This window comes from Paraburkholderia sp. WS6 (assembly GCF_030464835.1).
GTDB lineage: Bacteria > Pseudomonadota > Gammaproteobacteria > Burkholderiales > Burkholderiaceae > Paraburkholderia > Paraburkholderia madseniana.
The window spans coordinates 1-26,330 of record NZ_JALQCK010000016.1; the positions used below are offsets into that span (position 1 = coordinate 1).

The window sequence follows — 26,330 nt, forward strand, 5'->3', positions numbered from 1 at the left end:
AGGCACAGGCACAGGCACAGGCACAGGCACAGGCACAGGCACAGGCACAGGCACATCCTTTGATGTCGCTGCCGCCGCCTCTGCAGGCTCAGACTCAAATGCCTCTGCAAACTCCGCAAACTCCGCAAACACGCCCCAAACCCAACTCGACACACTCATCGCCCAACGCACCGCCGCCCTCGGCGAACGCGAACGCAAACTCCTCAAAACCTGGCCGCAAACCGTGGCCGCCTATTCCGGCGACGAACACATAGTCCGCGTACGCGACCGCGAAATGCGCACCGCGCTCACCGTCACGACACTATCCGGCTCCAAGGTCCGCAAAGTCGCGCTGCCGAAATTCGTCGACCACGGCGAAATCCTGCGCTGGCTGATGCTCGACAATCTCCCGGGCTACTTTCCGTTCACTGCCGGCGTGTTTCCGTTCCGCCGCGAAAACGAAGACCCGACACGGATGTTCGCTGGCGAAGGCGATCCGTTCCGCACCAACCGACGTTTCAAGTTGCTCTCCGAAGGCATGCCGGCCAAACGTCTTTCGACGGCCTTCGATTCGGTTACGCTCTACGGCGAAGATCCACACGAGCGCCCCGACATCTACGGCAAGGTGGGCAACTCGGGCGTCTCCGTCGCGACGCTCGACGACATGAAAACGCTCTACGACGGCTTCGATCTGTGCGCGCCAGAGACGTCGGTGTCGATGACGATCAACGGGCCGGCGCCGACGATTCTCGCGATGTTCTTCAACGTCGCGATTGATCAACAGATCGCGCGTATGGTGCAGGAGCAAGGTCGTCCGCTCACGGAGGGCGAACTCGCCGCCGCTCGCCGCACAGCGCTGGAAAACGTGCGCGGCACCGTACAGGCCGACATCCTGAAGGAAGACCAAGGCCAGAACACGTGCATCTTTTCGACCGAGTTCAGCCTGAAGGTCATGGGCGATATTCAGGCGTACTTTGTCGATCACGGCGTGCGCAATTTCTATTCGGTGTCGATCTCCGGCTATCACATCGCCGAGGCGGGCGCGAACCCGATCTCGCAACTCGCCTACACGCTCGCGAACGGCTTCACCTATGTCGAGGCGTATCTCGCGCGCGGCATGTCGATCGACGACTTCGCGCCGAATCTGTCGTTCTTCTTTTCGAACGGCATGGACCCGGAGTACACGGTGCTCGGCCGTGTCGCGCGACGCATCTGGGCCATTGCAATGCGCGAACGCTACGGCGCGAACGAACGCAGCCAGAAGCTCAAGTACCACGTGCAAACCTCGGGCCGCAGCCTGCACGCGCAGGAAATCGACTTCAACGATATCCGCACCACGCTGCAGGCGCTGATCGCGATCTACGACAACTGCAATTCGCTGCATACCAATGCATTCGACGAAGCGATCACCACGCCCACCGAAGATTCGGTGCGCCGTGCGGTGGCGATCCAGTTGATCATCAACCGCGAATGGGGGCTGGCGAAGAATCAGAATCCGAATCAGGGCAGCTTTGTGATCGAGGAGTTGACCGATCTGGTGGAAGAAGCGGTGCTGGCGGAATTCGATCGGCTGACCGAGCGCGGCGGCGTGCTGGGCGCGATGGAAACGGGCTATCAGCGCGGACGGATTCAGGACGAGTCGATGCTGTACGAGCATCGCAAGCACGACGGCTCGTATCCGATCGTCGGCGTGAACACGTTTTTGAGCGCGCATCCGCATGAAGCGCCGCAGCCGATCGCGCTCGCCCGCTCCACCGACGAGGAAAAACAGAGCCAGTTGAAACGCCTGCGCGATTTTCAGGCGCAACACCGTGACGACGCACCCGCGGCGCTTGAACGCTTGAAGCGCGCAGTGATCGACGACGACAACGTGTTCGCGGTGCTGATGGACGTCGTGCGCGTCTGCTCGCTCGGGCAAATCACGCACGCGTTGTTTGAAGTGGGCGGGCAGTACCGCCGCAATATGTGAAGTTTGGGCGCGAGCCAGTACGCACGACCCACATGTGAGGCCCGCTCAAGGGACCTTGCATAACGCCTGGGTGTAAGTACCGTACATGCTGCGGCTCCAGAACCGAGAGCCGCAGCAAAACACCTTAACAAGCCACTTACCGCGCAATCCCCAACCGCGCTTTCGCGTCGTCATATTCCTGCGTCAAACGCCGAACCAGCTCACCAACGCTCGGCACGTCGTCCATCAGACCGACGCCCTGGCCTGCGCCCCAGATGTCCTTCCACGCCTTCGCCTTGTCGCTGCCGAAGTTCATCGCGGTCTTGTCCGATTCCGGCAGCGCCTCCGGGTCCAGCCCCGCATTCACGATACTTTCGCGGATGTAGTTGCCGTGCACGCCGGTGAACAGGTTCGTGTAGATGATGTCCGACGCCGTGGAATTGACGATCGCCTGCTTATAGCTGTCGACCGCGTGCGCTTCCTTGGTCGCGATGAAACGCGTGCCCATGTAGGCGAGGTCCGCGCCCATGGCCTGCGCGGCGAGAATCGAGCCGCCGTTGGCGATCGAGCCGGACAGCACGATCGGGCCGTCGAACATGCGCCGCACCTCGCCGACCAGCGCGAACGGCGAGGTCGTGCCCGCGTGGCCGCCGGCGCCCGACGCCACCAGGATCAGTCCGTCGACACCCGCTTCCAGGGCCTTCTGCGCGTGCCGAAGGTTGATCACGTCGTGCAGCACGATGCCGCCGTAGCTATGCACCGCGTCGACGATCTCGCGCGCCGGTGCGCGCAGGCTGGTGATGAAAATCGGCACCTTGTGTTCGACGCACACACGCACGTCGTGCTCGAGCCGCGTATTCGACTGGTGGACGATCTGGTTGACGGCGATCGGCCCGATGACCGCGTCGGGATTAGCCGCCTTGTGCTCGGCGAGCTGTGCCTGAATCTGCGTCAGCCATTCGTCGAGCAGTTCGGCCGGGCGAGCATTCAGCGCGGGGAACGAACCGACGATACCGGCCTTACATTGAGCTAACACGAGTTCGGGATAGCTGACGATGAACATCGGCGAAGCGACGACGGGCAGCGCGAGTTTTTGCAGGACGGCGGGCAATGCCATGGTGCGAGTCTCCTGATGAACGGACCGGTGCGGTGTAGAGCGCCCGGCGATAGTGAGTTTAGCGGCCCATGGCCTGTGGTGCGTCGAGACTGAACAGCAGCCGTGCTGCCGCTGCAATCCCACCACGCGTTTGCCATGACCGCCCGGAAATTTAAGAACGATCGTTCGATTATAGGCGAAGCTGCCGGATCGTGTCCGTTTGGAACAGTTGGAAGGAGTGTTCAGGTTCTATGCTTGCGTGGGCTATCCCACCCCGCATCGACACATTGCGCTTCTACAATGGTTTGACTCCCAAACGACAAGAGACCCGCTATGGCCTTCGAGGATTTCACGCCCTTTCGTGTCGCCGTGGGCGACGTCGATATTTTCGGAGTGAAGGGCGGGGCAGGGCCGCCCCTGCTGTTGTTGCACGGTCACCCGCAGTCGCATCTGATCTGGCAGCGGTGCGCAGCGCAACTGGCGGAGCACTTCACCGTCATTGCCACCGACCTGCGTGGCTACGGCGCCTCGGGCAAACCGCCCAGCGACGCCGACCACACACCGTATTCCAAACGCGCGATGGCCGCTGATCAGGTTGCCGTGATGCGCCACTTCGGCTTTGAACGATTCCTCGTGTGCGCCCATGATCGCGGGGCTCGTGTCGCGCACCGGATGGCGCTCGATCATCCCGACGCCGTCGAGCGGTTGATGCTGCTCGACATCGCGCCGACGCTCGCGATGTACGAAGCCACCGACCGCGCCTTCGCGACACACTACTTCCACTGGTTCTTCCTGATCCAGCCAGAGCCGCTGCCAGAGACGCTGATCGGCGCGAACCCGGCCGCGTATGTCGATGCGGTAATGGGCAGCCGTCACGCGGGCCTCGCGCCGTTCGCGCCCGAAGCGCTTGACGCGTATCGCAGCGCGCTGGCGCAACCCGGCGCCGTGCATGCGATGTGCGAGGACTATCGGGCATCGGCGAGTATCGACCTCGAGCACGACCGGGCCGACATCGAGCGCGGCCACAAGATCGGCTGTCCGCTGCGTGTGTTGTGGGGCGAGCAGGGGGTGATCGAGAAGTGCTTCGACGCGCTGGCGGAATGGCGTCACGTCGCGCGGGACGTGAGCGGGCGTTCATTGCCGTGCGGGCATTACATTCCTGAAGAGGCGTCGGACGAACTGGTCACGGAAATGCTGTCGTTCTTCGAGGCGGTCGAGCAGTAAGTGGCTTCGTTCAGCGCGCGACGCTGCCGCCTTTCGTTCACGCGAGATGACGCGGCGCGGTTGCGCGTTCCGCTCAGCCTAGCGGCGGCAAGCGGCGCGCGACCGGCGTCGACTTGACGATGGCGGTGCTGGTCTCCGCGCGCTCGGTTACCTTCGAGAGAATTTCGTCGAGCTGCTCGATCGAATGCAGGTAGAGGCGGCAGATGAAGCAGTCGTCGCCCGTCACCTTGTCGCATTCGACAAACTCCGGAATCCGCCGGATCACGTCTTCCACCAGATGCAACTGCCCGGGCAAGGGCTTCACGCGCACGATTGCCTGCAGCGTGAAGCCGAGCGCGCGCGGATCGATCTGCACGGTGAAGCGCTCGATCACGCCTTGTGCTTCGAGCCTGCGGACGCGTTCGGCCGTACTTGGCGCCGAGAGGCCAACTCGACGCGCCAGTTCGCTGACCGGCTGGCGGGCGTCCGCTGCCAGCGCGGCGAGCAGCGCGCGGTCGGTTTCATCGAGCGTTGTGGGTGTGGCGGGAGCAAGGCGTTTGGTCATGACGGCCTTCGATTATTAGGTTTCTTTGCGAGACGACTTAAGTTTAGCCCTGTATTCGGGCGATCGGATTAATTACACTGCTTCTCATGCAGGAATCAATTCGAGGGTCGAATCATGGCGTCAAATGAGATTCGCCGCGGCGCGGCGGAAATGACCATGGCGATGCTGATGTCCGGCACCATCGGCTGGCTGGTGGTGTCGTCGCAGCAGAGTCCGTTCAATGTGGTGTTCTTTCGCTGTATTTTCGGCGGCGCGACGCTGGCGCTCGTGTGCGCCGTGCTAGGCCTGTTCAGGCGCAAGCTCTTTTCATGGAAGATGCTCGGCCTCGCGCTGCTCGGCGGCGCGGCGATCGTCATCAACTGGGTGCTGCTGTTCGCGGCCTATTCACGCGCGTCGATCTCGATGGCGACCGCCGTCTACAACACGCAGCCGTTCATGCTGGTCGCGCTGGGCGCGCTGGTGTTTCGCGAGCGCGTCAGCGCGTCGACGGTGGCCTGGCTGGTGGTCGCGTTTATCGGCCTAGTGTTCGTGGTGAAGGTCGAGCCGGCGGTGTTGGCGGTGCCGGGCCAGTATCTGGTCGGGGTCGCCTGTGCCGTGGGCGCGGCGGCGATGTACGCGGTCTCGTCGATTATCACGAAGCGCCTGAAGGGCACGCCGCCGCATCTGATTGCGCTGATCCAGGTGTCGCTCGGTGTCGTGATGCTGGCGCCGTTCGTGCGCTTCGATGCGCTGCCGACCAACGGTGTGCAGTGGCTCGAATTGATCGTGCTGGGTATCGTCAATACGGGGCTCATGTACGTGCTGCTCTACGGCGCGATCCAGAAGCTGCCGACCTCGATGACCGGCGCGTTGTCGTTCATCTATCCGGTGGTGGCGATCATCGTCGACCGGGTTGCGTTCGGACAGACACTCGCGTGGATTCAGGTGCTCGGTGCGGTGCTGATCCTGCTTGCGGCCGCTGGTGTGAACCTCGGCTGGCGGATCGTGCCGCAGAAACGCCTGTCTTCGACCTGATGGAATGGCTGGGATGCCGATGGATCAGCCGGCAATAGTACGGATTCCGGAGCAATCGGCGCGTGGCATTGTTCATATAGACGGACCAATGACCTTCAACGCGCGCGACTACGAAGCTTCGTAATGTCGTCTGTATGCGGGTTTAAAAGGCGGTGTCAAGCTTCTGTAGGGAAATCACTGATGCGATCGAAAAACCGGCACGCGTATCATTCATATCGACGCTGATCACGTCCGACAGAATTTCCGCCGCTCGCCTTGATGGTCGAGCGGCTTTCTTTTTGGGGCGACGGTTTTGGTGTCTTGCTTGCTGGCGGCCGCCAGCCCTGTGCGCGTCAAGCCTGGCGCGCGACGATGCGCTCGCCATCGATCGCCAATGGCCCGTTTTTGGCCGCCAACTCCTCGACGATCGCGTGCACCAATGTGGACCATTCGCCACGCGACTTGAGCATGGTGGCGGCAGCGCGCATCGCGGCGGCATCGTCGAGCATCCGCAGCAAGGTGTCGAAGCTCATCGCGCGGACTTCGAGCAGCTTGAACACGATCAGCACCTTCAACGCATTCTTCGCATTACGTGCCGGATCGGCCCGTAGCCACGCAACGCGTGAAAACGCCCGTTCCAGCGCTTGCTCGACATTCGTGAAGGGCGAACCATGGCCGGGAATCACGAGCCGCACGTCGAGCTTCGCAATGGCTTCGAGCACCGCCTGTTCTTCGGCGAAACCGCTTTCACCTTCCAGTTCGGGAAAGATCACGCCAAAGCCGTTTTCCCACAGTGCGTCCGCGCTGATCAGGATGCGTTCGTCCGGGCAATACAGCATCAACGAATGCGGATCGTGGCCAGGTGCGCCGAGCACTTGCCAATCGAGCGCGCCGAGCCGCAGTTGCGCACCGGGCGCGATCGTCTCGGTGAAGGTGAAGCGTTCGCAGGTCTGGCCGGTGGCGCGAAACGTCAGACGGGTTTCGTCCCAATCGCGCACCGCGTCGGCTTCGGATGCGGGAATCGCGGTACGGCAGGGCCACGTCGACTGCAACAGCGCGTTGCCGCCGCAGTGATCCGAATGCAGATGCGTGTTGACGATCAGATCGAGCGGTCGCGCGCCGAGCGCTTGCTGCACGAGCGCGACGGTTTGCGGCGCGTGCGTCGCGTAGCCGGTATCGACGAGTGCGGCACATGCGTCATCGACCAGCAGCACATTGTTCGACGATAGCCAGCCGCGTTCGAAGACCCGGATCGATGCCGGTAGGTTGGTCATGGTGCGCTTGTGTCCGGGTTTGTGCTCGCGTCCGCATTCGCCGATGGTTCGGGTTTCGGCATCACCAGGATTGTCGACGTGCCGATCAACATGATGTCGCCGCGTTGATTCACCACGCTCCCTTCGAGATGCGTCAGATCGCCGTTCAGACTCGGTTTCCAGTACGCGTCGCGCACGCGCCACGTGATCGTCAACGTATCGTTCGCGTGCACGGCTTTCTTCAGCTTGATATCGAACTCGAGGCCGAGCGGCTGCGCGTACGTCGAAAAATAGGTCGCCAGTAGCGCCATGAAATACGCGGTCGGTTGCGTGCCGGACGCGATCAAACCGCCGAAGCGGCTTTGCGCGGCGTAGGCGTCGTCGTGATGCAGCGGGTTGAAGTCGTTGACGAGCGTGGCGAACGACTTCACCGATTCCGCCGATAGCTCGAGCGTCGAGCTGAACGTCTCGCCGATCGTTACGATGCGCGGCGCGGCGTTCACCGCTGCGCCTTTGCCTGCTTTGCCATGAACTCCGCGTGGCGTTCCTCGATCGCGTCCCAGACGGCGCGCTTCGCGTCGTCGTCGAACGACGACCAACTGGCGATCTCGTCGATCGTGCGCAAGCAGCCTTCGCACCAACCGGTCGAGGCGTCCATCCTGCACACGCTGATGCACGGTGACGGCACGGCAGCCTCGTCGTCTTCGTTATCGATGCCCGCTGTCATGGCTTTACGCTGTCTCGCGCAGCGCCACGTCGATCGCCGGCGCGCCCGTCAACGCAATCAGTTCCTGCGCCGTCAGATTGAACACCGCATGCGGATGACCCGCGGCGGCCCACAGGTTGTCGAGTTCCAGCAGATCGGCATCGATCAGCGTGACGGGCGCCGTGGCGTGGCCTATCGGGCAGACACCGCCGATCGCATAACCCGTTTTCTCGCGGACGAACTTCGCATCCGCACGGCCGATCTCGCCGACTTGCGCCGCGACCTTCTTTTCGTCGACGCGATTCGCGCCGCTCGCGACCACCAGTACCGGCGCGTCGTCTTCGCGGCGGCGAAACAGGATCGACTTGGCGATCTGCGCAACGGAGCAGCCGAGGCCGGCCGCGGCTTCGGCGGAAGTCTTGCCGGTTTCCGGCAGCATTACGATCCGTCCAGCGTGGCCGCGTTCGCGCAACAACAGCGCGACGCGGCGTGCGGAGTCAGGCAATGCGGCGAGATCGTCGGAGTCGAGGGAAGCGTGATCCGTCATCGTTTCAGGTCCTGAATGATTTGGCGAAATGTGTGCGGGAATGAATGGCCAAATGAGCGGCGCGCGTCAAACGCAGTTGGCCTGCTCGCTGCGGGCTTTGGCAAGCAAGGCCTTGCCGGCGCGCGAGACATTGGGCCGGCCGATCGACGTCGAAATGAAATCACCGATCGCGACGATTTGCGCGAGGTCGACGCCGGTCTCGATGCCGAGACCGTTCATCAGATACAGCACGTCTTCGGTCGCGACGTTGCCGGTTGCGCCCTTCGCATACGGGCAGCCGCCGAGCCCCGCCACCGACGCGTGATAGATCTCGATGCCTTCCTGCAACGCCGCGTAGATGTTCGCGAGTGCCTGACCGTAGGTGTCGTGGAAATGCCCCGACAGACGTTCGCGCGGAAACACCCTGGTGACCGCCTCGAACACTTCGCGCGTGCGCTTCGGCGTGCCGACGCCGATCGTGTCCGCGATGTCGATCTCGTCGCAACCGAGCGCCGCGAAACGTTCGACCACATCGACTACCGACGCGACCGGCACTTCGCCTTGATACGGACAGCCCAGCGCACACGACACGCTGCCGCGAATCCGCAGGCCATGTTCCTTCGCGGCCTGCGCGACGGGCGCGAATCGATCGATGCTTTCCGCGATGCTGCAATTGATGTTCTTCTGCGAGAACGCTTCGCTGGCGGCGCCGAAGATCACGATTTCGTCCGCCCGCGCGGCGAGTGCGCCTTCGAAGCCGCGCAGATTCGGCGTCAGCACCGAGTAGATCGTGCCGACGCGGCGCTCGATACCGGCCATCACGTCGGCGCCGTCAGCCATCTGCGGCACCCATTTCGGCGACACGAACGACGCGGCTTCGACGTTGCGAAAGCCTGCCGCCGACAAGCGGTTGATCAACTCGATCTTGATCCCGGTGGGGACGAATTCTTTCTCGTTCTGCAGTCCGTCACGCGGGCCGACTTCGACGATTTTGACGCGTTGGGGCAAGGCCATGATGAGTCTCCCATGCAATGAGCCCGCGCGTGGCGGCGCTCTTTCAGATGAATTCGGTGGTGTGCAAACCCCGCGCTCAGTATCCACGCTCTATATCGACCACGCCGCTCACCGCTTCGCCGCGCGTCAGCGCCGTCATTTTCCGCGCGACTTGCGCGACACTCTCTTCGCGCAAGGTGAGCGCGGAAATATGAGGCGTAATCGTGATACGTGGCTCCTGCCAGAACAGATGATCGGGCGGCAGCGGTTCTTCGCGGAACACGTCTAGCGTCGCGGCGGCGACCTGGCCGCTTGCCAGCGCTTCGAGCAAATCCTGTTCGACCAGATGCCCGCCGCGTGCGACGTTGATCAGATAGGCACCCTTCGCGAGCTTAGAGAAGGTGCGCGTGTTCAGCACGTCGCCTGTATCCGGCGTATGCGGCAGCAGATTGACCAGCACTTTCACGCCGTCGAGAAACGCATCGAACTGTGAGTCACCGGCGAAGGTCGTGATGCCGTCGATTTGCCGCGCACTGCGGCTATACCCGCGCACCGGCATGCCGAACGCTGCGACTGCTTGCGCGACATGCGTACCGAGGACGCCGAGGCCGAGCACGCCAACGGTGAAGGTCTCACGCGGATGCGGATCGAGCACTTCCCAGCGGCGCTCGCTTTGCAGCGTCTGGTATTCGTCGAAACGGCGCAGGTAACGCAGCACCGCATGCGTCACATACTCGGCCATTTGCAGCGCCATGCCGGTATCTTCGAGCCTGATCAATTGGGCGCTGCGCGGCAACGTGCCGGGCTGCTCGTGTTCGAGCGCGAGGATTGCATCGACGCCCGCGCCGAGATTGAAGATCGCGCGCAGATTGTCGCGGCCGGCCAGCATCTCGCGCGGCGGGCGCCACACGACCGCGAAATCGGCTGGTTCGGTGTCGCCCGGTTGCCATTCGCGCAAATCGGCTTCCGGCAGCGCATGGGCGAAGTCGTGAAGCCACGCGGCGGCGTCGGAATGCGGCATGTAGAAGAGGATTTTCATACGGTCCGGAAGGCGCGTGCGTTGTCGAGTCGGATGACGGGAGAGGCCCGGTAGAACGGCTGCAACGCCCGCGGTGCTTCAGACGACGCTTGCGGCATGGGCCTCCTCCTTTTACGGATAGGCTTCATTCTACTTTTTCGCCGCGAATCGCGCGCGTTTGCGCACGGGCGTGCGGTTTGCCTCTGCGACATGGCCGCGCATTTGCCCCATAAACAAAGCACAAAAACTTGGTTCGCCCTTGCGACGCCCGGCGGGACAATCATTTCCCGGATTCCGGCAGCGAGGGACAGACATGCTTTCATGCACCAAATCGACATGGCCGCCGCGGCTCGTCACCGTTCCCGGCCTGCACGGCAGCGAGGGCGCGCACTGGCAAACATGGCTCGAACGGCAATTCGCGCGCTCGCTGCGCGTCGAACAGGCCGACTGGGACGCCCCGGACGTCGCCGTCTGGGCGAAGTCGCTGCGCGATCTGCTCGCGCGCGAACGCGGGCCGTTCGTGCTGGCCGCCCACAGCTTTGGTTGCCTCGCGACTGCGCACGCGTTGCAGCAGGCGTCGTATGCGAACGATGTGGTCGGCGTGCTGTTCGTCGCGCCTGCAAGCCCGGAGAAATTCGCCTTCGCCGGACCGTTCGACGCGCGGCGTCTCGGCGTGCCGTCGATTCTGATCGGCAGTGAAACCGACCCGTGGATGCCGCTCGCCGGTTCGCGCGATCTCGCGCAGCGTTTCGGTAGCGCATTCGTCAATCTCGGCGACGCAGGACACATCAACACGGCGGCGGGATTCGGCCCGTGGCCGCGTGCCAAGTATTTCGTCGATACGCTGGTGCATTGCGCGGCGCCGCTGCGTTTTCGCGAGGAGACGTTCGAGGTCGCGCAGCACGCGTTTGTTTGAGTGGGTTCGAGTGCTTCGCCTGGCGTTTGGGCAACCGCTGCCCGGCAAGCGATCGAGTCCCCGGGCGCGCAACTGAACGCGTCATTGAGCGAGGAAGCGAAGGAGGACTTGAATGCGCAGTTGAGCGCGAGTGAACCAGTAAGCGATCCGTTAGAATCCCGCTTCACGCGGCACGTTTGTGCGGCCACAGGTTTTCATCATCGATAGGCGGGGACAAGATGGCAGGCAAGACGGGGACATCGCGCTGGCTAGCCGGCATGACGGCAATGACGCTCGCGCTCGGCGGCATCTCGACGGCGCACGCAGACACGTCGCTGCTCAACGTGTCGTACGACGTGACGCGCGAGTTGTACAAGGACGTCAACGCCGGTTTCATCACGGCATACAAAGAGAAGAGCGGCGCGAGCGTGTCGATTCGCCAGTCGCATGGCGCGTCGAGCGCGCAGGCGCTGTCGGTGCTGCAAGGACTGCAGGCTGACGTGGTGACGATGAATCAGCCGAACGACATCGACCTGCTCGCCGAAAAGGGTCAACTGGTGCCCGCCAACTGGCGCGCGCGTCTGCCGGACGATAGCGCTCCGTACACGACGACTATGGTGTTCCTCGTACGCAAGGGCAATCCGAAGCACATCAAGGACTGGGACGACCTCGCCAAACCCGGCGTGCAAGTGGTGATTGCGAACCCGAAGACTTCGGGTAACGGCCGCTACGCGTATCTGGCCGCATGGGGTTATCGCAAGCAGCACGGCGGCACCGATGCGCAGGCGATCGATTTCGAAAAGGCGATCTTCAAGAACGTGCCGATTCTCGACACGGGCGGCCGCGGTGCGACGACGACCTTCACGCAACGCGGTATCGGCGACGTGCTGGTGACGTTCGAAAACGAAGTGTCGTTGATCGACACGGGCGTGGGCGCGGGCAATTTCGAAGCGGTGTATCCGTCGGTGAGCCTGCTGGCTGCGCCGCCGGTGTCGATCGTCGACAAGGTGGTCGACAAACGCGGCACGCGCAAGGAAGCGCAGGCGTATCTCGACTATCTGTGGTCGCCGGCTGCGCAGGAAATCATTGCGCAACACCACCTGCGTCCGCGTGACAAGAACGTGCTCGCGAAGCATGCGGGCGAGTTCAAGCCGATCAAGACCTTCACTGTCGAAGAGATGTTCGGTAGCTGGCAGAAAGCACAGCAAACGCATTTCTCCGATGGCGGGACGTTCGATCAGATCATCGTCGACAAGAAGTAAATCTCTGCGTCAGAAGTAGAAAGGCCGCCTCGTTTCTGAACTGCACCCCAGGTAAGTTGGACATCCATCCGACGATTCGAGGTGCTGTTTATTTTCGAGGCGGCCTTTTTTTGCGTGTGTTTGATCACACACGCACGGTACGCGTAGTGCTTTAGTTCGGCGCAGCGTGCTTGTCGCAGCTATGCTCACAGCCGCTCTGATCCAGCGGCATCTGCTGCGCTGCTTCCGCGCGAATGCCAAGGCGTTCGAGCAGCTTGCGGTCCGCTTCGGCTTGCGGGTTGCTGGTAGTCAGCAACTGGTCGCCGTAGAAAATCGAGTTCGCGCCGGCGAGGAAACACAGCGCCTGCAACGCTTCGTCCATCTGCTCGCGGCCTGCCGACAAACGCACCATCGCGCGCGGCATCGTGATACGTGCAACCGCGATCGTGCGGACGAATTCGAACGGATCGATCGCTTCGGTGCCGGTCAGCGGCGTGCCTTCCACCTGCACCAGGTTGTTGATCGGCACCGATTCCGGATACGGCTCCATGTTCGCCAGTTGCGCGATCAGGCCGGCGCGCTCACGGCGCGATTCACCCAAACCGACAATCCCGCCGCAGCATACGTTGATGCCCGCATCGCGCACGCGTTCCAGCGTATCGAGACGGTCCTGATACGTGCGCGTCGAAATGATCTGGCCGTAGAACTCCGGCGACGTATCGAGGTTGTGGTTGTAGTAGTCGAGACCCGCTTCGCGCAGACCTTGCGCCTGATGCGTTTCCAGCATGCCGAGCGTCACGCAGGTTTCGAGGCCCATTGCCTTCACGCCGCGAATCATGTCCTTGATCGGCTCGAGGTGGCGGTCCTTCGGATTGCGCCACGCCGCGCCCATGCAGAAGCGCGTCGCGCCGTTTTCCTTGGCGACCTTGGCGGCAGCCAATACTTCATCGACCGGCATCAGCTTGTCGGCTTGCAGGCCGGTGTCGTGATGCACCGACTGCGGGCAGTACGCGCAATCTTCTTCGCAACCGCCGGTCTTGATCGACAGCAGCGTCGACAGTTGCACGGTGTTGGCGTCGAAGTGTTCGCGATGGGTTTGTTGCGAGCGGAACATCAGGTCATTGAACGGCAGTTCGTACAGCGCGACGATGTCAGCGACGCGCCACTTGGCCACCGGCTTGGCGCCTGCTGCAGCGTTGTTGTGGGCGGCGGCCGTGTCGGCTGGCGTCGGAGCGATGTTCAGTTGCGTCATGTCGTCAATCCTCATGGATGGATGTAATGGGTTTTCAGCGCTGCGCGTGGCGCAGCGTCTGCAGGAGTCGGTTGATGTCGAGTTGATCCGCTGCGAGCTCGGGCGAAGCCGGGCTCAAATGCGGCACGATGCCGAGTAAGGGGGCGTCGTATTCACGCGCAAGATGCTCGCGAATCGAAGCGATGTTTTCGTCGGGGAACGTCATGTCCGGATCGACACGATTCGCCACCCAGCCGGCGAGCATGAGGCCGCGCGTGGCGATCGCTTCGGCGGTGAGCAGCGCATGGCTGATGCAGCCGAGGCGCATGCCGACCACCAGCACGACCGGTAGCTTCAGCGCGACGGCGAGGTCGGCAGTATCTTGCGTCGCCGTTAGCGGCACGCGAAAACCGCCGACGCCTTCCACCACGACGATCTCGGCTTGCTTCAAAGCCTGCGCATGGCAATCGACGATGTGGTCGATATCGAACGTGACGTCTTCCAGCGCGGCGGCGATGTGTGGCGCTGCCGGTTCTTTCAACAGATACGGCGTGCGAATCTCCGGCGGCAGCAGGACGCTCGACGCGGCGTCGAGTTGATCCGCATCTTCGTTATGCATCACGCCGTTCACTTCGAACGCGCCCGCGGCGATCGGCTTCATCGCGGCGGCTTGCAGGCCTTCACGGATGAAACCGCGCAAAAGCGCCGAGGATACGAACGTCTTGCCGATTTCCGTATCGGTGCCGGTGACGAACAGAGACAGCGCGCTTTGACTCGAGCTACTCATGCCGCCTTCGCCCCGAGTTGTTGCAAGCCTGCTTCGAGCCGGTCCAGATCCGCTTGCGAGTGCGCGGCGGAAAGCGAAATGCGCAGCCGCGACGTACCCACGGGCACGGTCGGCGGACGGATTGCCGGCACCCAGAGACCGGCACGATCGAGCGTAGCCGCGATGTCGAGCGTGGCATCGTTCGCGCCAATGATCAGCGGCTGCACGGCAGTGTGCGAATCGACCGGCAGCCACGGCGTGGCCTTCAACATTGCGCGCGTGCGTTCGATCAGTTTCCGGAGATGCGCACGGCGCGCATCGCCTTCTTCGCCACCGATGATACGCAGGCTCGCCGATACCGCATGCGCCGCAGCCGGCACCGACGCAGTCGTGAATATGTACGGACGTGCGCGCTGCACGAGCCATTCGATCACCGTCCCGTGAGCGACGACGAATGCACCCGACACGCCCGCGGCCTTGCCGAGCGTGCCGATCGAAATCAGATTCGGCGAGCGCAGCGCGGCTTCTGCAATCGCGCCACGGCCTTGCGGGCCGAGCACGCCGAAACCGTGCGCGTCGTCGACAATCAGCCATGCGCCGTGCTGTTCTGCAAGTTCAAGCAGACGCCGCAGAGGCGCGATGTCGCCGTCCATGCTGAAGACTGTATCGGAGACGATCACTTTGACTTCGGCGTCCGATGCAGCGAGCATCGCGCTCAACGCTTCCGTATCGCAGTGCGGATAGATCTGCACGTCAGCGCGAGACAAACGCGCGCCGTCGATCAGCGACGCGTGATTCAACGCGTCGGAGAAGAGCGTCGTGCCGCGGCCAGCGAGCGCGGTGAGCGTCGCGAGATTCGCCATGTAGCCGGTGCTGAAGTAGAGCGCGCGCGCATTGTCGACGAAGCCGCCGACGAATTCGGCCAGATCGTCTTCGAGTTGCGCGTGCGCGCGCGAGTGGCCGCCGAGCAGATGGGAACCGCCGCTGCCGGCGCCATAGCGCTCAGCGCCTTCAGCGATGGCGGCGATCAGTTTCGGATGTGCGGCGAGGCCGAGATAGTCGTTGCTGGCGAAGCCGATGATCGCGCGGCCGTCGACCGTCATGTGGGCGGCGCACGGCGTGTCAGCGGTACGACGACGGCGGCGCAGACCACGCGCGTCGATTTCCTTGAGGCCTTCGGTGAGTGTGTCGAGCAAATGCATTAGCGGGTCTCCGCGAGCGTGGCTTCGAAAGTTTCGCGTGTGCGCGAGGCGAGTAGCGCGATTTCTTCGTCGTCGAGGATGTAGGGGGGCATCAGATACACCGTGGTCGAAATAGGGCGCAGCAGCAGTTCGCGTTGCAACGCGTTTTCGAAGAAGCGGCGCGAGAATGTTTTGGCTTGCTGAGCGTCGTCGATCACTACATCGAACGCGAAGATCGTGCCGCACTGACGCAGATTGCGCACTTGCCTATGTTCGGCGAGCGGCGCGAGCGCGGCCTTCAGCCTGGCGGATTTCTGCGCGTTGACGGCGAGCACGTTGTCGCTCGCGAACAGATCGAGCGTGGCGAGCGCCGCACGGCACGCGAGCGGATTGCCCGTGTACGAATGCGAGTGCAGAAAGCCGCGCGCGGTGTCGTCGTGATAGAAGGCGTCGAAGATTTCATCGCGCGACAACACGATCGAGAGCGGCAGATATCCGCCGCTGATCCCTTTCGACAGACAGAGAAAGTCCGGCCAGATTCCGGCTTGTTCGCACGCGAAGAACGTTCCGGTGCGACCGCAACCGACAGCGATTTCATCGGCGATCAGATGCACGCTGTACTGATCGCACAGCGCGCGCAGGCCGGCGATATACGACGCGTCGTGCATCGCCATGCCGGCTGCGCATTGCACGAGTGGCTCGACGATCAGCGCCGAGATTTTCGTGGCGCGTGCTTCGAACAACGAGCGAACCTGATCGAGCGCGCGGCGCGCGACGTCGGCGGCGGTTTCGCCTGCTTGTGCGAGGCGCGCATCGGGCGACGCGACGACATGCGCGTTGCGGATGAGCGGATCGTAGGCGTCTTTGAAGAGCGCGACGTCGGTGACGCCGAGCGCGCCGATGGTTTCGCCGTGATAGCTGTTGGCGATGCAGACGAATTCCTGCTTGTCCGCGAAGTCGCGATTGCGCCACGAGTGGAAGCTCATCTTCAGCGCGATTTCGACGGCCGATGCGCCATCGGACGCGAAGAACGCGTGACCGAGCGTGTTGTTGGTGAGCGCACCGAGGCGCTCCGCGAGTTCGATGGCTGGCTCGTGCGTGCAGCCGGCGAGCATTGCGTGTTCGAGCGTATCGAGTTGGTCTTTCAATGCCGCGTTGATGCGCGGGTTGGCATGGCCGAACAGGTTGACCCACCAGGAGCTGATTGCGTCCAGATAACGGTTGTTTGCGCGGTCGTAGAGCCACGCGCCTTGGCCTCGTGCGACCGGGATGAGCGGCAGGCGCTCGTGGTGCTTCATCTGGGTGCAGGGGTGCCAGACGGCACGCAGGCTGCGGGTGATCCAGTCTTCAGGGGATGCTGACTTTTCCAAAAGGTACTCCGAGGTGCTTTTTTGCCGTTGCACGGCTGGCTTTTTTAGGGCCATTTCAATCGCGCTACGGTTGTTTCTTGCGCAGCGCGCGGCCTTGGGGAGGCTTGCGGGGTCGAGATTAGCGGTTTATTTCTCGCTGTGCACTAGGGGGCGGGGGGCGGTTTTTGCCTTCGGCGACGGGGTTTGGTGCTGTTCGCTGCAGGTGGTTTCTGTTTCGGTTTGAAGGCCGCTGATTGGCGGAGTTGACGACGTCAAAGTAGTTGCGCCTTATGGGCGGGAATTTGGGGTTTGCTGCCTGCTTGGCGGTTTTTTGGTGAGGGTTTTGGCCTGCTCGGCGCTTTTGTCTGTGTTCTTAGGGCTTTGGCCTTTCCTTGAATTGTTAGTGGTTTATTAGCGTTGCCCCTGTGCGGGGCGGCACCTACTTCTCTTTGCCGGCTGCAAAGAGAAGTAGGCAAGAGAAAGCAGCTCAAACCGCTACTGCTAAGTGGGCACCGTGGCTCGCACAGGGTAGTGGTGCATCTGGAATCCGTGTTCTCGCACATTCCGCGTTAGTGACAAAGGACTCATCAGCTCCCACTCCGCACTACGTGCGTCGCGGACGGGTATGCATGGGAAACCACGGGCTTCGGTTGAGGTTTGCGGGGGCCATCGGCTTCGCCTCGGCGACGCGCCTCTGCCGTCATGCGGCTCCTCACTTCCAATGAAATGTCGATGTGCTGCAATGCCCATTGCCATTGCCATTGCCATTGCCATTGCCATTGCCATTGCCATTGCCATTGCCGTAGCCGTAGCCGTAGCCGTAGCAGTAGCGTCTGTGCGTGTGCCTTTGGATATGTAATGGCAACAGTGGTGCCGAGCGAAACGGGGGAGTTGAAGCGTAGAGGGAGGTTTTGTGAAGTACTCTTCGGCGCGCGGAGCGTCGCCGGAAGTATGACGCCCTTGTCACTGGCGTATGCAGGTGCACGAACACAGATTCCAGATGCACCACTACCTGTTGCAGACCACGGTGCCCACTTAGCATGAGCGGTCTGAGCTGCTTTCTTTTGCCTACTTTTCTTTGCAGCCGGCAAAGAAAAGTAGGTGCCGCCCCGCACAGGGGCAACGCTAATAGACCACTAACAAATCAAGGAAAGGCCAAAGCCCTAAGAACACAGACAGGAAGCGCCGCGCAGGCAACCAAACAAGCGCCGCGAAGGCAAACCTAAACCGTCAATTCCGGCTAGCAATAGCGCGCCGATCATTAGCAGCTCCAGCTGCCGACGACGAACCAGAATCCGCCGTCTGCGAAGACCCACTCCCCCATACAACGGAGTTGTCAACGGCATACAACCGGCAAGGCGCCGAACTCTGCTTCTGGCAATTAGCAATGGCAACCGACATCGGATTATCACCACCTTCCGCCCACGACCAGGCCCCCGAATCCGACACAGCAAACGCCCGGCTAGGATACTGATGCAAGAAGTTGCGATAACCATTACGTCCGGCTTCATCAACAAACGGAACAGAGTCGACTGCATCAACAGCAGCAAAACCGCTCGCCTTCGGCGCCGAAGGATCTTCGACCCGATACTGCACACCCGTAGGCATCCCAACGCGGGCAAGAAACGCCTCGACAGCAGGCCACCAGATCTGCACGCCATCGCGGTCGCCCACGAGCCGATGCGCGTCATTCTTGTAGTTGCCGAAATCCACCATCTTCGCGCTCGCGCCGTGCGCGGCAAACGCGGTATACATGCCGGCCACCAGCGGTGCGGTCCACACCGAATCGTTATCGCCGTACAACCACAGCGACGGCACCTTCGTTTTCTCGCCATACGTGCCAAATGCACGCGTCAGGTTACCCTGCCAGTCGGCGCACGCGTCCTGCCGCAACCCGCCCGAAAAATTGATCAAGGCCCGCACGCCAGTCGCAGCTTCGGTGCCGTATGCCATCGTCGCGAGACCGCCGTGCGAGGTGCCGGCCACCACGATGTGCGTGGCATCCACGTACGGCTGCTTCGTCATGAAATCGATCGTCGCGGCCACGTCGCCGGCCTGGCCGACGCCATTGCGTTCGACGTCGCAACCGTCCTGCTGATACGTGCCGTCCGAATGGCCGAAGCCCTGGCGGTTCGGCGCCACCACCACGTAGCCGCGGCGCACGAATTCGCGCGCGAACGGACGCGGGTCGCTGCGCTCCTGCGTGCGTGGGTCGCCGGGAATCTTGCCGTGGTTGAAAACGATCATCGGAAACGGGCCTGCGCCGTCCGGTTTGTAGATCGTGGTTTCGAGCGTGACGGTGCCAGCAGCGTTGACCGGCACGCGGATGATCTGTTCGTTGAGGCCCGCGGTGGGCAGATAGACGTCGTCGTCGAGTGCGATGCGCGGCACGTGCGCGCGAGTGAGAGGCCCCGCCTGGGTGTCGGCGAGCGGCTCGGCATGCGCGAGTGCGACGGCGCACATCGCCGTTGCAAACGTCACCGCACACTTCGTCAGAACCTTGCTGAACACCATTAACGCACCTGCCTCAAAAACCTGCCCTTAACACCGTGACGTTTTGTCTGTCGAATGCTGTCGCTGACAATTGCCTTTCATCGGCGTTTTCGACAAACAAAAACACACTCGCGTACGTAGTGCGGCAAGCGCACGCACGCTGATCGAGATCGCACGGGATGAACCCAAACGGCCGACGCGACCCCACGCGCCGATGATGAGCGCCACACATGCTGCCCGGAACCGCCGCCGAACCCTTACTGGTGGGCTATCGGCAGGCGCCAGCGCATTTTGCGGAAGCGGTATGGACCTGTTCTCGCAACGTGGCGTCACAAACCTACGGCCTCATCCTGGCACGACAATTTTGTTTTGTGCAATAAAGGAGAACCCGCGACGGAATAATTGCCGGGTGCGGATCAGGGCGTGTTCGCCCGTCGGGAGGCCGAAAAGTGCCTGCCTCGCAGCGTTTGGTTGCACGAAGTAATTTGTCGAAATACGCGCGCTGTGGTGTCGAGCCAACACGAAAAAAAGCCCTCGTTTGAGGGCCATATGTGATCACGGCGCTATCTGCGTCGTTGGGTCGTGTAAGGCTTTGGAAGGTGCGGCCTATTCGTTCACGTCACCGTCGACATAGCGCCAGCGTCCGTCCTCACCGCGTACGAAGCGGCTTAGTTCGTGCAACCGGTGGGCGCGGCCACCTACCTTGTATCGTGCGACGAATTCGACGGTCGCATGATCGGCGCTGGTTTCAGCGAAGGACTTGATCTGCAGTCCGAGCCAACGCGGTGCGTCGGGGGCGGCAGGGTCGGCGTCGAGATCCGCGGGGCAGGTGTGCGGAGCCCAGGTCGCGCGCAAATAATCCGTTGCGCCCACAACATACGCGCTGTAACGCGAGCGCATCAGTTCGAGCGCGCGCGGCGCTGTTTCACCGCCATCGATATAGCGGCCACAGCATTGCGCGAAGCGCGGTGGTTTGGCGCCGCTGCGCTGATCGGGCGCGGCGCCGCCGCAGGGGCAGTCGGACGGTCGTTGCATTGACAACAATGGCTTATTCATCAGACTTTCAGGCAAGACCACGGGCGATCAAAATTTTCTGGATGTCGCTGGTGCCTTCGTAGATCTGGCACACGCGCACATCGCGGTAGATGCGTTCGACGGGGAAGTCGCTCAGATAGCCGTAGCCGCCATGAATCTGCAATGCTGCCGAGCAGATGCGCTCGGCGGCTTCGGATGCAAACAGCTTGGCCATCGCGGCTTCGGTCAGGCAAGGCTGCCCGGCGTCTTTCAGCGAAGCCGCGTGCCAGATCAACTGGCGCGCGGCTTCGAGCTGGGTCGCCATATCGGCGAGGCGGAATTGCACGGCCTGGTGCGAAAACAGCGGCTGGCCGAAGCTCTCGCGCTCCTTCGCATACCCCAACGCCGCCTCGAACGCGGCGCGCGCCATGCCGACGCTTTGCGCCGCGATACCGATGCGCCCGCCTTCGAGCCCCGATAGCGCAATCCGATATCCTTCGCCTTCCGCGCCGATCAGGTTGGCGGCCGGCACGCGGCAATCTTCGAAAATAATCTGCGCGGTGTCCGAGGAATGCTGACCGAGCTTTTCTTCGACTCGCGCGACGACGTACCCCTTCGTATCGGTGGGCACGATGAACGCGCTGATGCCGCGCTTGCCCGCCGCCTTGTCGGTCACGGCCATCACGATCGCGACGTTGCCGTTCTTGCCGCTCGTGATGAACTGTTTGACGCCGTTCAGCACGTAGCTGTCGCCATCACGTGTCGCGGTGGTGCGCAGCGCGGAGGCGTCCGAACCCGCTTGCGGTTCGGTCAGGCAAAACGCGCCGAGCATCTCGCCGCGCGCGAGCGGCGTGAGCCAGTCGCGTTTCTGCGCGTCGTTGCCATAGGTCAGCAGAATGCTGCATACCGGGCAGTTGTTGACAGAGATCGCGGTCGAGGTGCCGCCGTCGCCCGCAGCGATTTCTTCGAGGATCAGCGCGAGCGCCAACGCGTCCATGCCGGCGCCGCCGTATGCTTCGGGCACCAGCACGCCATACGCGCCGAGTTCGGCGAGCTGGCGATGCACGTCCTTCGGAAAGGTGCGCTCGCGGTCCCATTGCGCCGCGTGCGGCGTAACGGCTTCGCGGACAAACGTGCGCACCGCGTCGCGGACCATCAGATGATCCTGATCAAGCACCATGGCTCGGTCTCCTCATTAGTCTCCCCGCCTGTCCCTTCGCCAATCTCTTCACCATTCGAGCGCCGTGCCGTCGTACTGGTAGAAGCGACCGTTGAATGCTTCATGTGCTGCCGCGGCCTGCGCAAGCACTTCACGCATGCCCGTGACGCTGCTCGCCGGATCGATCGCCGCTTGCGCGCCACCCATATCGGTGCGCACCCAGCCAGGATGCAGCGAAATACAGGTTGCGCGCGTGGCGTCCAGTGAAGCGATCTTCAGCGCGTCGTTCAGCGCAGCCTTACTCGCCCGATACAGCCAGCCGGTCGTGCCGCTTGCGTCGCCGATGCTACCCATCTTGCTCGAGATCACCGCGAACACGCCGTCCGCTTCTTCGACGAGCGGCAGCAGGATCGGCATCAACTGCATCGGACCGCGCACGTTGGTATGCATGACCTGGTCGAAGTCTTCCGACGTAATCGTCTCGATGTCCTCGGTGCGTGGCCCGTACACGCCGGACACCAGCACCGCCGCGTCGAGCCGTTCGCCGTCGAGCTTCCAGCCGAGTGCGGCGATTTCTTCGGGTGCGGTGACGTCGAGTGAAAAGGTCTCCGCGCCGAGTGCCTTCAGCGCATCGAGCGCGGCGCCGTCGCGCGCGGTGGCGAGCACGCGCCAGCCGCTCTTCATGTACTGCCGCACGAACTCCTGGCCGATGCCGCGCGATGCACCGACGATCAACACTGTCTTCATCGAATCACCTCAAGCTTGCAAACGCCTGGTAACAGCGCGTCAAACCAGTTCAATGCCCATCGCGGTCGCTTCGCCGCCGCCGATACACAGCGTCGCGACACCGCGCTTCAGACCACGATTTTTCAACGCCCCGATCAGCGTGACGAGAATCCGCGCGCCCGAAGCGCCGATCGGATGGCCGAGCGCGCAGGCGCCGCCGTTCACGTTGACCTTGTCGTGCGGCAGGTGATGTTCCTTCATCGCAGCCATCGTGACCACCGCGAACGCCTCGTTGACCTCGTAGAGATCCACTTCGTCGGCGCGCCAGCCGTTCTTCTCGAACAGCTTGCGAATCGCACCGACCGGTGCTGTGGTGAACTTCGCCGGTTCCTGAGCGAAGGTGGAGTGGCCGACCACACGAGCAAGCGGTTCGACGCCGAGACGCTTCGCGGTCGATTCACGCATCATCACGAGCGCCGCGGCACCATCGGAAATCGACGACGAATTCGCTGCCGTCACCGTGCCGGTTTTGCTGAAGGCGGGCTTGAGCGTCGGAATCTTGTCGAGGTTCGCCTTGAACGGCTGCTCGTCGTGATCGATGGTCACGTCGCCCTTGCGGCTTTCCACCTTTACCGGCGCGATTTCCCATGTGAACGAGCCGTCTTCATTCGCGCGCTTCGCACGATTCAGGGACTCGACGGCGAACGCGTCCTGCGCTTCACGCGTGAAGTCGAACGAGGCCGCGCATTCCTCGGCGAAGGTGCCCATCAGACGGCCTTTTTCGTAGGCGTCTTCGAGGCCGTCGTAGAACATGTGGTCGATCACCTGGCCGTGGCCCATGCGCATGCCGTTACGTGCCTTGGGCAACAGATACGGCGCGTTCGTCATGCTTTCCATGCCACCCGCGACTATCACGTCGACCGAGCCCGCGGCCAGCATGTCGTGCGCGAACATCGCCGCGCGCATGCCGGAGCCGCACATCTTGTTGACGGTCGTGCTGCCGGTGCTCAAAGGCAAATCGGCGCCGAGCGCGGCCTGCCGCGCGGGCGCCTGGCCGAGGCCTGCGGGCAGCACGCAACCCATTACCACTTCGTCGATCTGCTCAGGCTTCAACCCGGCGCGTTGCACGGCGGCTTCGATTGCAACCGAGCCCAACTGCGGCGCGGTTAGCGTTGCGAAATCGCCCTGAAATGCCGCCATCGGCGTACGGGCCACACCTACGATTACGATCGGATCAGACTTTGTCTCGCTCATGTTTGTCTCACTCGTGTTTAAGCTGTTTGATCACACCTTCGACGACGGCCGGCAAGTCGCCGAGCTGGGCCGCTTCGGCGGCCGCCGCATCGTTGTCCTCCTGGTACGCACCGCCGGCCGATACGGCCGCGATGCAGCGCTTGTAGGTTGCATCGAGCGCCGCGGGGTCGTTGATTGTCATGCCGAGGTCGCGCACCTTGCCGTCATGCACGCCATATACCCAGCCGTGCACCGTGAGTTCCTGGCCACGCGCCCACGCGTCGTTGATGATGGTGGTCCGGCATACGTTCATGACCTGTTCGATCGCATTCAGTTCGACCAGCCGCCGATGGCGCGCCTCACCAAGCGGCCATTCTTCGATCAGCGCAGCATGCTTGGTGCGCACGTCCTGCACGTGATGCAGCCAGTTATCCGCGAGACCCACGCGCCGGCCGTGCAGCGCCGCGCCGACGCCCGAGCAGCCATAGTGACCCACCACCATGATGTGCTTGACCTTCAGCAGATCGACGGCGAACTGGATCACCGACAGGCAGTTCAGATCCGTATGCACCACCACGTTGGCGATATTTCTGTGCACGAACACTTCGCCCGGCGGCAGGCCGATGATCTGGTTGGCCGGCACGCGCGAATCGGAACAGCCGATCCACAGATATTCGGGTGTCTGCTGGTGCGCGAGGCGCGAGAAGTACTCCGGGTCTTCGGACAGCTTGCGGGCCACCCACGCGTCGTTGTTATCGAACAGGTGGGCAAGCGGATTGGCAGCGGGAGAAGCGTTCGTGTTCATGTTGAGTCTGGGCGGTTGCTCGACCGATTGACCGGTCGATGTCGTTGCATAAGGTTCGGACGATGCATTCAACGATGCGGGCGGCGCATAGTGCTTACGCCACGCGCACGGTGCGTTCATCTGCCTGGTTCTCCGGTAGTCCGGACGCCGTATCGGCGAATCGTTCCGGATAGCGGATGCAGAAGCGCACGCTGCTGTCGTACGGGAAAAAGTCGGGCAGTTCGCCTTTCAATAGATGATCCTTGTGCCGTTGCCACAGCGCTGGATCGAAGAAGTCCGCGTGATGCTGCATGAAGGACCGGCGCACGCGTGGATCGCCGAGCAGAAACGTGCCGTATGTCTCCGGGAAAATGTCGTGCGGGCCGACCGAGTACCACGGCTCGCCCGACATTTCGTCTTCCTCGTAACGTGGCGCCGGCACCGCGCGCACGTTGCATTCCGTCAGGTATTCGATTTCATCGTAGTCGTAGAACACGACGCGGCCGTGACGCGTCACGCCGAAGTTCTTGTACAGCATGTCGCCAGGGAAGATGTTCGCCTGCATCAATTCCTTGATCGCGTTGCCGTATTCCTTGATGCCGTGCTCGACGTCCTCGTCGCTGCCGTTTTGCAGGAACAGATTGAGCGGCACCATCCGGCGTTCGATATACATGTGACGAATCACCAGGTTGTCGCCGTCGTATTCGATCAAGGACGGCACTTCCTTTTCGAGTTCGCGCAGCAGCCCTTCATCGAGCCGCGAAATGGGCAGCGCGACGCTCGAATATTCGAGCGTGTCGGCCATGCGGCCCAAACGGTCATGACGCTTAACGAGCTGATACTTTCGCTGGATCTGCTCTCGCGTGGTTTCCTTCGGCGGCGGAAAGTGGTCTTTGATCAGCTTGAATACGTATGGAAACGACGGCAGCGTGAACACCAGCATCACGAGCCCCTTGATGCCGGGCGCGATGATGAACGGATCGCTGGAATGCTTCAGATGGTGCAGCAGATCGCGATAGAACAGATTCTTGCCCTGCTTCTGCAAACCCACCGACGTATAGATTTCCGCCTTCGGTTTGCCCTGCATGATCGTGCCGAGAAATTCGACGTAAGCGGACGGCACTTCCATGTCCACCAGGAAGTACGAATGCGAGAAGCTGAAGATGATCAGCAACTGGTCGCGTTTGAGCAGCACCGTATCGAGTGCGAGTACGCCGGGCTTCACATGGCGCAGCGGCACTGCGAATGGCAGCAACAGATCGCCGTTGATGATCCGTCCAACGATATACGCCGACTTGTTCCGATAGAACAGCGACGAAAGCACGTGAATCTGGAAGTTGGGCGCTTCGTCGAACACGCCGAACTCATCGTGGATCGCCTGCATCACGCATTCGACGTCGCGCGTCAGGTCTTCGAACGGCGGCTCCAGCTGGAAGTTCGTGACGATGCGCTCGAGCGTCGCGGCAAGACCGTCCTTGCCGGGGTAATACGCACGATAGGTCGGCTTCGCCGCCGGTTCGTCGTTCTCGATGTATTCGGTCGAGATCGCCGGGCGCACGAAAATGAAGTCGTTGTTGAAATACGAACGATGCAGGATCTTGCAGCACACCGAATTGAAGAACGTCTCCGCGCACTCGGGCTGGCGGTGCGTGGTCAGGAGGCCGATATAGTGGAGCTTGATCTGCTGCCACACTTCGTCGTCGATATTCTCGGCGTCGTATTCGTCTTCGAGCAGTTCGACGCATTCCTCGACGCGATCGTCATACGAGGTGATGCGCTCGCGCGCCAGCGTTTGCAGGCCATGCCAGTCGGCGGTTTCGAAGAGCGTTTTGGCATGGATCGCGGCGTCGCGGAAGATGCGGTAGTGCCGATCGAATCCTTCGAGCATCGTCTGGGCGACGTCAAAGCCGATCTGTGACGACAGCAGTTTGGGGAAGTGATTCATGTCGGCCGTGCATTCATCCCATGTCGTGAAGAC

Annotated in this window: 24 protein-coding genes; 5 read left to right on the forward strand and 19 right to left on the reverse strand. The window is 62.3% G+C overall.

Features of this window, described 5'->3' with window-relative positions; translation table 11 throughout:
- The coding region (locus tag M0D64_RS19775) for a methylmalonyl-CoA mutase family protein (protein WP_266258906.1) at nucleotides 1–1,948 on the forward strand (1,948 nt) is incomplete at its 5' end.
- 136 nt (nucleotides 1,949–2,084) lie between these two features.
- Here the strand turns inward: M0D64_RS19775 and M0D64_RS19780 are convergent.
- Entirely contained in the window at nucleotides 2,085–3,044 is a 960-nt protein-coding gene (locus M0D64_RS19780; protein ID WP_154558828.1) for a nitronate monooxygenase family protein, read from the reverse strand.
- A 312-nt stretch (nucleotides 3,045–3,356) separates the two neighbouring features.
- Here M0D64_RS19780 and M0D64_RS19785 point away from each other — a divergent pair, with 312 nt between their 5' ends.
- Nucleotides 3,357–4,247, forward strand: coding sequence for an alpha/beta fold hydrolase (locus M0D64_RS19785; RefSeq protein ID WP_266258907.1), 891 nt, complete (start codon nucleotides 3,357–3,359; stop codon nucleotides 4,245–4,247).
- 73 nt (nucleotides 4,248–4,320) lie between these two features.
- Here the strand turns inward: M0D64_RS19785 and M0D64_RS19790 are convergent, their stop codons facing one another.
- Nucleotides 4,321–4,791: an Lrp/AsnC family transcriptional regulator gene (locus tag M0D64_RS19790; RefSeq protein WP_266258908.1), complete on the reverse strand. Its 471-nt coding sequence runs from the start codon at nucleotides 4,789–4,791 to the stop codon at nucleotides 4,321–4,323.
- Nucleotides 4,792–4,905: 114 nt separating this feature from the next.
- Here M0D64_RS19790 and M0D64_RS19795 point away from each other — a divergent pair, with 114 nt between their 5' ends.
- A complete protein-coding gene (locus tag M0D64_RS19795) occupies nucleotides 4,906–5,805 on the forward strand; it encodes a DMT family transporter (protein ID WP_266258909.1) in 900 nt (299 codons plus the stop codon).
- A gap of 332 nt (nucleotides 5,806–6,137) precedes the next feature.
- On the opposite strand, the gene M0D64_RS19800 is transcribed toward M0D64_RS19795, so the two are convergent.
- The 6 genes from M0D64_RS19800 to M0D64_RS19825 all read right to left on the reverse strand — a co-directional run bounded on the left by M0D64_RS19800 (nucleotide 6,138) and on the right by M0D64_RS19825 (nucleotide 10,301).
- A complete protein-coding gene (locus tag M0D64_RS19800; RefSeq protein WP_266258910.1) occupies nucleotides 6,138–7,058 on the reverse strand; it encodes an MBL fold metallo-hydrolase in 921 nt (306 codons plus the stop codon).
- Nucleotides 7,055–7,540: a MaoC family dehydratase gene (locus M0D64_RS19805; protein WP_266258911.1), complete on the reverse strand. Its 486-nt coding sequence runs from the start codon at nucleotides 7,538–7,540 to the stop codon at nucleotides 7,055–7,057. Before M0D64_RS19805 ends, M0D64_RS19800 begins: the two co-directional genes overlap by 4 nt.
- A complete protein-coding gene (locus M0D64_RS19810) occupies nucleotides 7,537–7,764 on the reverse strand; it encodes a DUF1289 domain-containing protein (protein WP_154558823.1) in 228 nt (75 codons plus the stop codon). The genes M0D64_RS19805 and M0D64_RS19810 overlap by 4 nt, the downstream gene beginning before the upstream one ends.
- A gap of 4 nt (nucleotides 7,765–7,768) precedes the next feature.
- Nucleotides 7,769–8,290 carry a YbaK/EbsC family protein gene (locus M0D64_RS19815; protein WP_266258912.1) on the reverse strand — a complete coding sequence of 174 codons (522 nt, stop codon included), beginning with the start codon at nucleotides 8,288–8,290 and terminating at the stop codon, nucleotides 7,769–7,771.
- Between the two features lie 66 nt (nucleotides 8,291–8,356).
- Nucleotides 8,357–9,283: a hydroxymethylglutaryl-CoA lyase gene (locus M0D64_RS19820; RefSeq protein WP_266258913.1), complete on the reverse strand. Its 927-nt coding sequence runs from the start codon at nucleotides 9,281–9,283 to the stop codon at nucleotides 8,357–8,359.
- Between the two features lie 76 nt (nucleotides 9,284–9,359).
- On the reverse strand, nucleotides 9,360–10,301 hold the full coding sequence (locus M0D64_RS19825; protein WP_266258914.1) for a glyoxylate/hydroxypyruvate reductase A: 942 nt from the start codon (nucleotides 10,299–10,301) through the stop codon (nucleotides 9,360–9,362).
- Between the two features lie 292 nt (nucleotides 10,302–10,593).
- Here M0D64_RS19825 and M0D64_RS19830 point away from each other — a divergent pair, with 292 nt between their 5' ends.
- Together M0D64_RS19830 and M0D64_RS19835 are read left to right on the forward strand one after the other, a co-directional pair.
- Nucleotides 10,594–11,196, forward strand: a complete 603-nt coding sequence (locus M0D64_RS19830; RefSeq protein WP_266258915.1) for an alpha/beta hydrolase — start codon at nucleotides 10,594–10,596, stop codon at nucleotides 11,194–11,196.
- A 218-nt stretch (nucleotides 11,197–11,414) separates the two neighbouring features.
- Complete coding sequence (locus tag M0D64_RS19835) at nucleotides 11,415–12,437, forward strand: sulfate ABC transporter substrate-binding protein (RefSeq protein ID WP_266258916.1); 1,023 nt, start codon at nucleotides 11,415–11,417, stop codon at nucleotides 12,435–12,437.
- A 151-nt stretch (nucleotides 12,438–12,588) separates the two neighbouring features.
- Here M0D64_RS19835 and bioB read toward each other — a convergent pair whose 3' ends face one another.
- From bioB to aceK, 11 genes are all read right to left on the reverse strand, one after another.
- Nucleotides 12,589–13,668 (reverse strand): biotin synthase BioB, encoded by a 1,080-nt coding sequence (gene bioB / locus M0D64_RS19840; protein WP_266258917.1) that lies wholly within the window; start codon nucleotides 13,666–13,668, stop codon nucleotides 12,589–12,591.
- Nucleotides 13,669–13,702: 34 nt separating this feature from the next.
- Entirely contained in the window at nucleotides 13,703–14,434 is a 732-nt protein-coding gene (gene bioD / locus M0D64_RS19845; RefSeq protein ID WP_266258918.1) for a dethiobiotin synthase, read from the reverse strand.
- A complete protein-coding gene (gene bioF, locus M0D64_RS19850; RefSeq protein ID WP_266258919.1) occupies nucleotides 14,431–15,615 on the reverse strand; it encodes an 8-amino-7-oxononanoate synthase in 1,185 nt (394 codons plus the stop codon). The genes bioD and bioF overlap by 4 nt, the downstream gene beginning before the upstream one ends.
- Nucleotides 15,615–16,964: an adenosylmethionine--8-amino-7-oxononanoate transaminase gene (gene bioA, locus M0D64_RS19855; RefSeq protein WP_266258920.1), complete on the reverse strand. Its 1,350-nt coding sequence runs from the start codon at nucleotides 16,962–16,964 to the stop codon at nucleotides 15,615–15,617. Before bioA ends, bioF begins: the two co-directional genes overlap by 1 nt.
- Nucleotides 16,965–18,173: 1,209 nt before the next feature.
- On the reverse strand, nucleotides 18,174–19,457 hold the full coding sequence (locus M0D64_RS19860; RefSeq protein ID WP_266258922.1) for a dienelactone hydrolase family protein: 1,284 nt from the start codon (nucleotides 19,455–19,457) through the stop codon (nucleotides 18,174–18,176).
- A gap of 585 nt (nucleotides 19,458–20,042) precedes the next feature.
- A complete protein-coding gene (locus M0D64_RS19865; protein WP_154564097.1) occupies nucleotides 20,043–20,492 on the reverse strand; it encodes a YchJ family protein in 450 nt (149 codons plus the stop codon).
- A gap of 7 nt (nucleotides 20,493–20,499) precedes the next feature.
- On the reverse strand, nucleotides 20,500–21,630 hold the full coding sequence (locus tag M0D64_RS19870) for an acyl-CoA dehydrogenase family protein (RefSeq protein WP_171925121.1): 1,131 nt from the start codon (nucleotides 21,628–21,630) through the stop codon (nucleotides 20,500–20,502).
- 48 nt (nucleotides 21,631–21,678) lie between these two features.
- Nucleotides 21,679–22,356 (reverse strand): SDR family oxidoreductase, encoded by a 678-nt coding sequence (locus tag M0D64_RS19875; protein ID WP_266258923.1) that lies wholly within the window; start codon nucleotides 22,354–22,356, stop codon nucleotides 21,679–21,681.
- A gap of 39 nt (nucleotides 22,357–22,395) precedes the next feature.
- Nucleotides 22,396–23,589, reverse strand: coding sequence for an acetyl-CoA C-acetyltransferase (locus tag M0D64_RS19880; RefSeq protein WP_266258924.1), 1,194 nt, complete (start codon nucleotides 23,587–23,589; stop codon nucleotides 22,396–22,398).
- 7 nt (nucleotides 23,590–23,596) lie between these two features.
- Nucleotides 23,597–24,373 carry a carbonate dehydratase gene (gene can / locus M0D64_RS19885; RefSeq protein WP_266259002.1) on the reverse strand — a complete coding sequence of 259 codons (777 nt, stop codon included), beginning with the start codon at nucleotides 24,371–24,373 and terminating at the stop codon, nucleotides 23,597–23,599.
- Between the two features lie 94 nt (nucleotides 24,374–24,467).
- Nucleotides 24,468–26,297 carry a bifunctional isocitrate dehydrogenase kinase/phosphatase gene (aceK, locus tag M0D64_RS19890; RefSeq protein ID WP_266258926.1) on the reverse strand — a complete coding sequence of 610 codons (1,830 nt, stop codon included), beginning with the start codon at nucleotides 26,295–26,297 and terminating at the stop codon, nucleotides 24,468–24,470.
- Nucleotides 26,298–26,330: the final 33 nt, after the last annotated feature.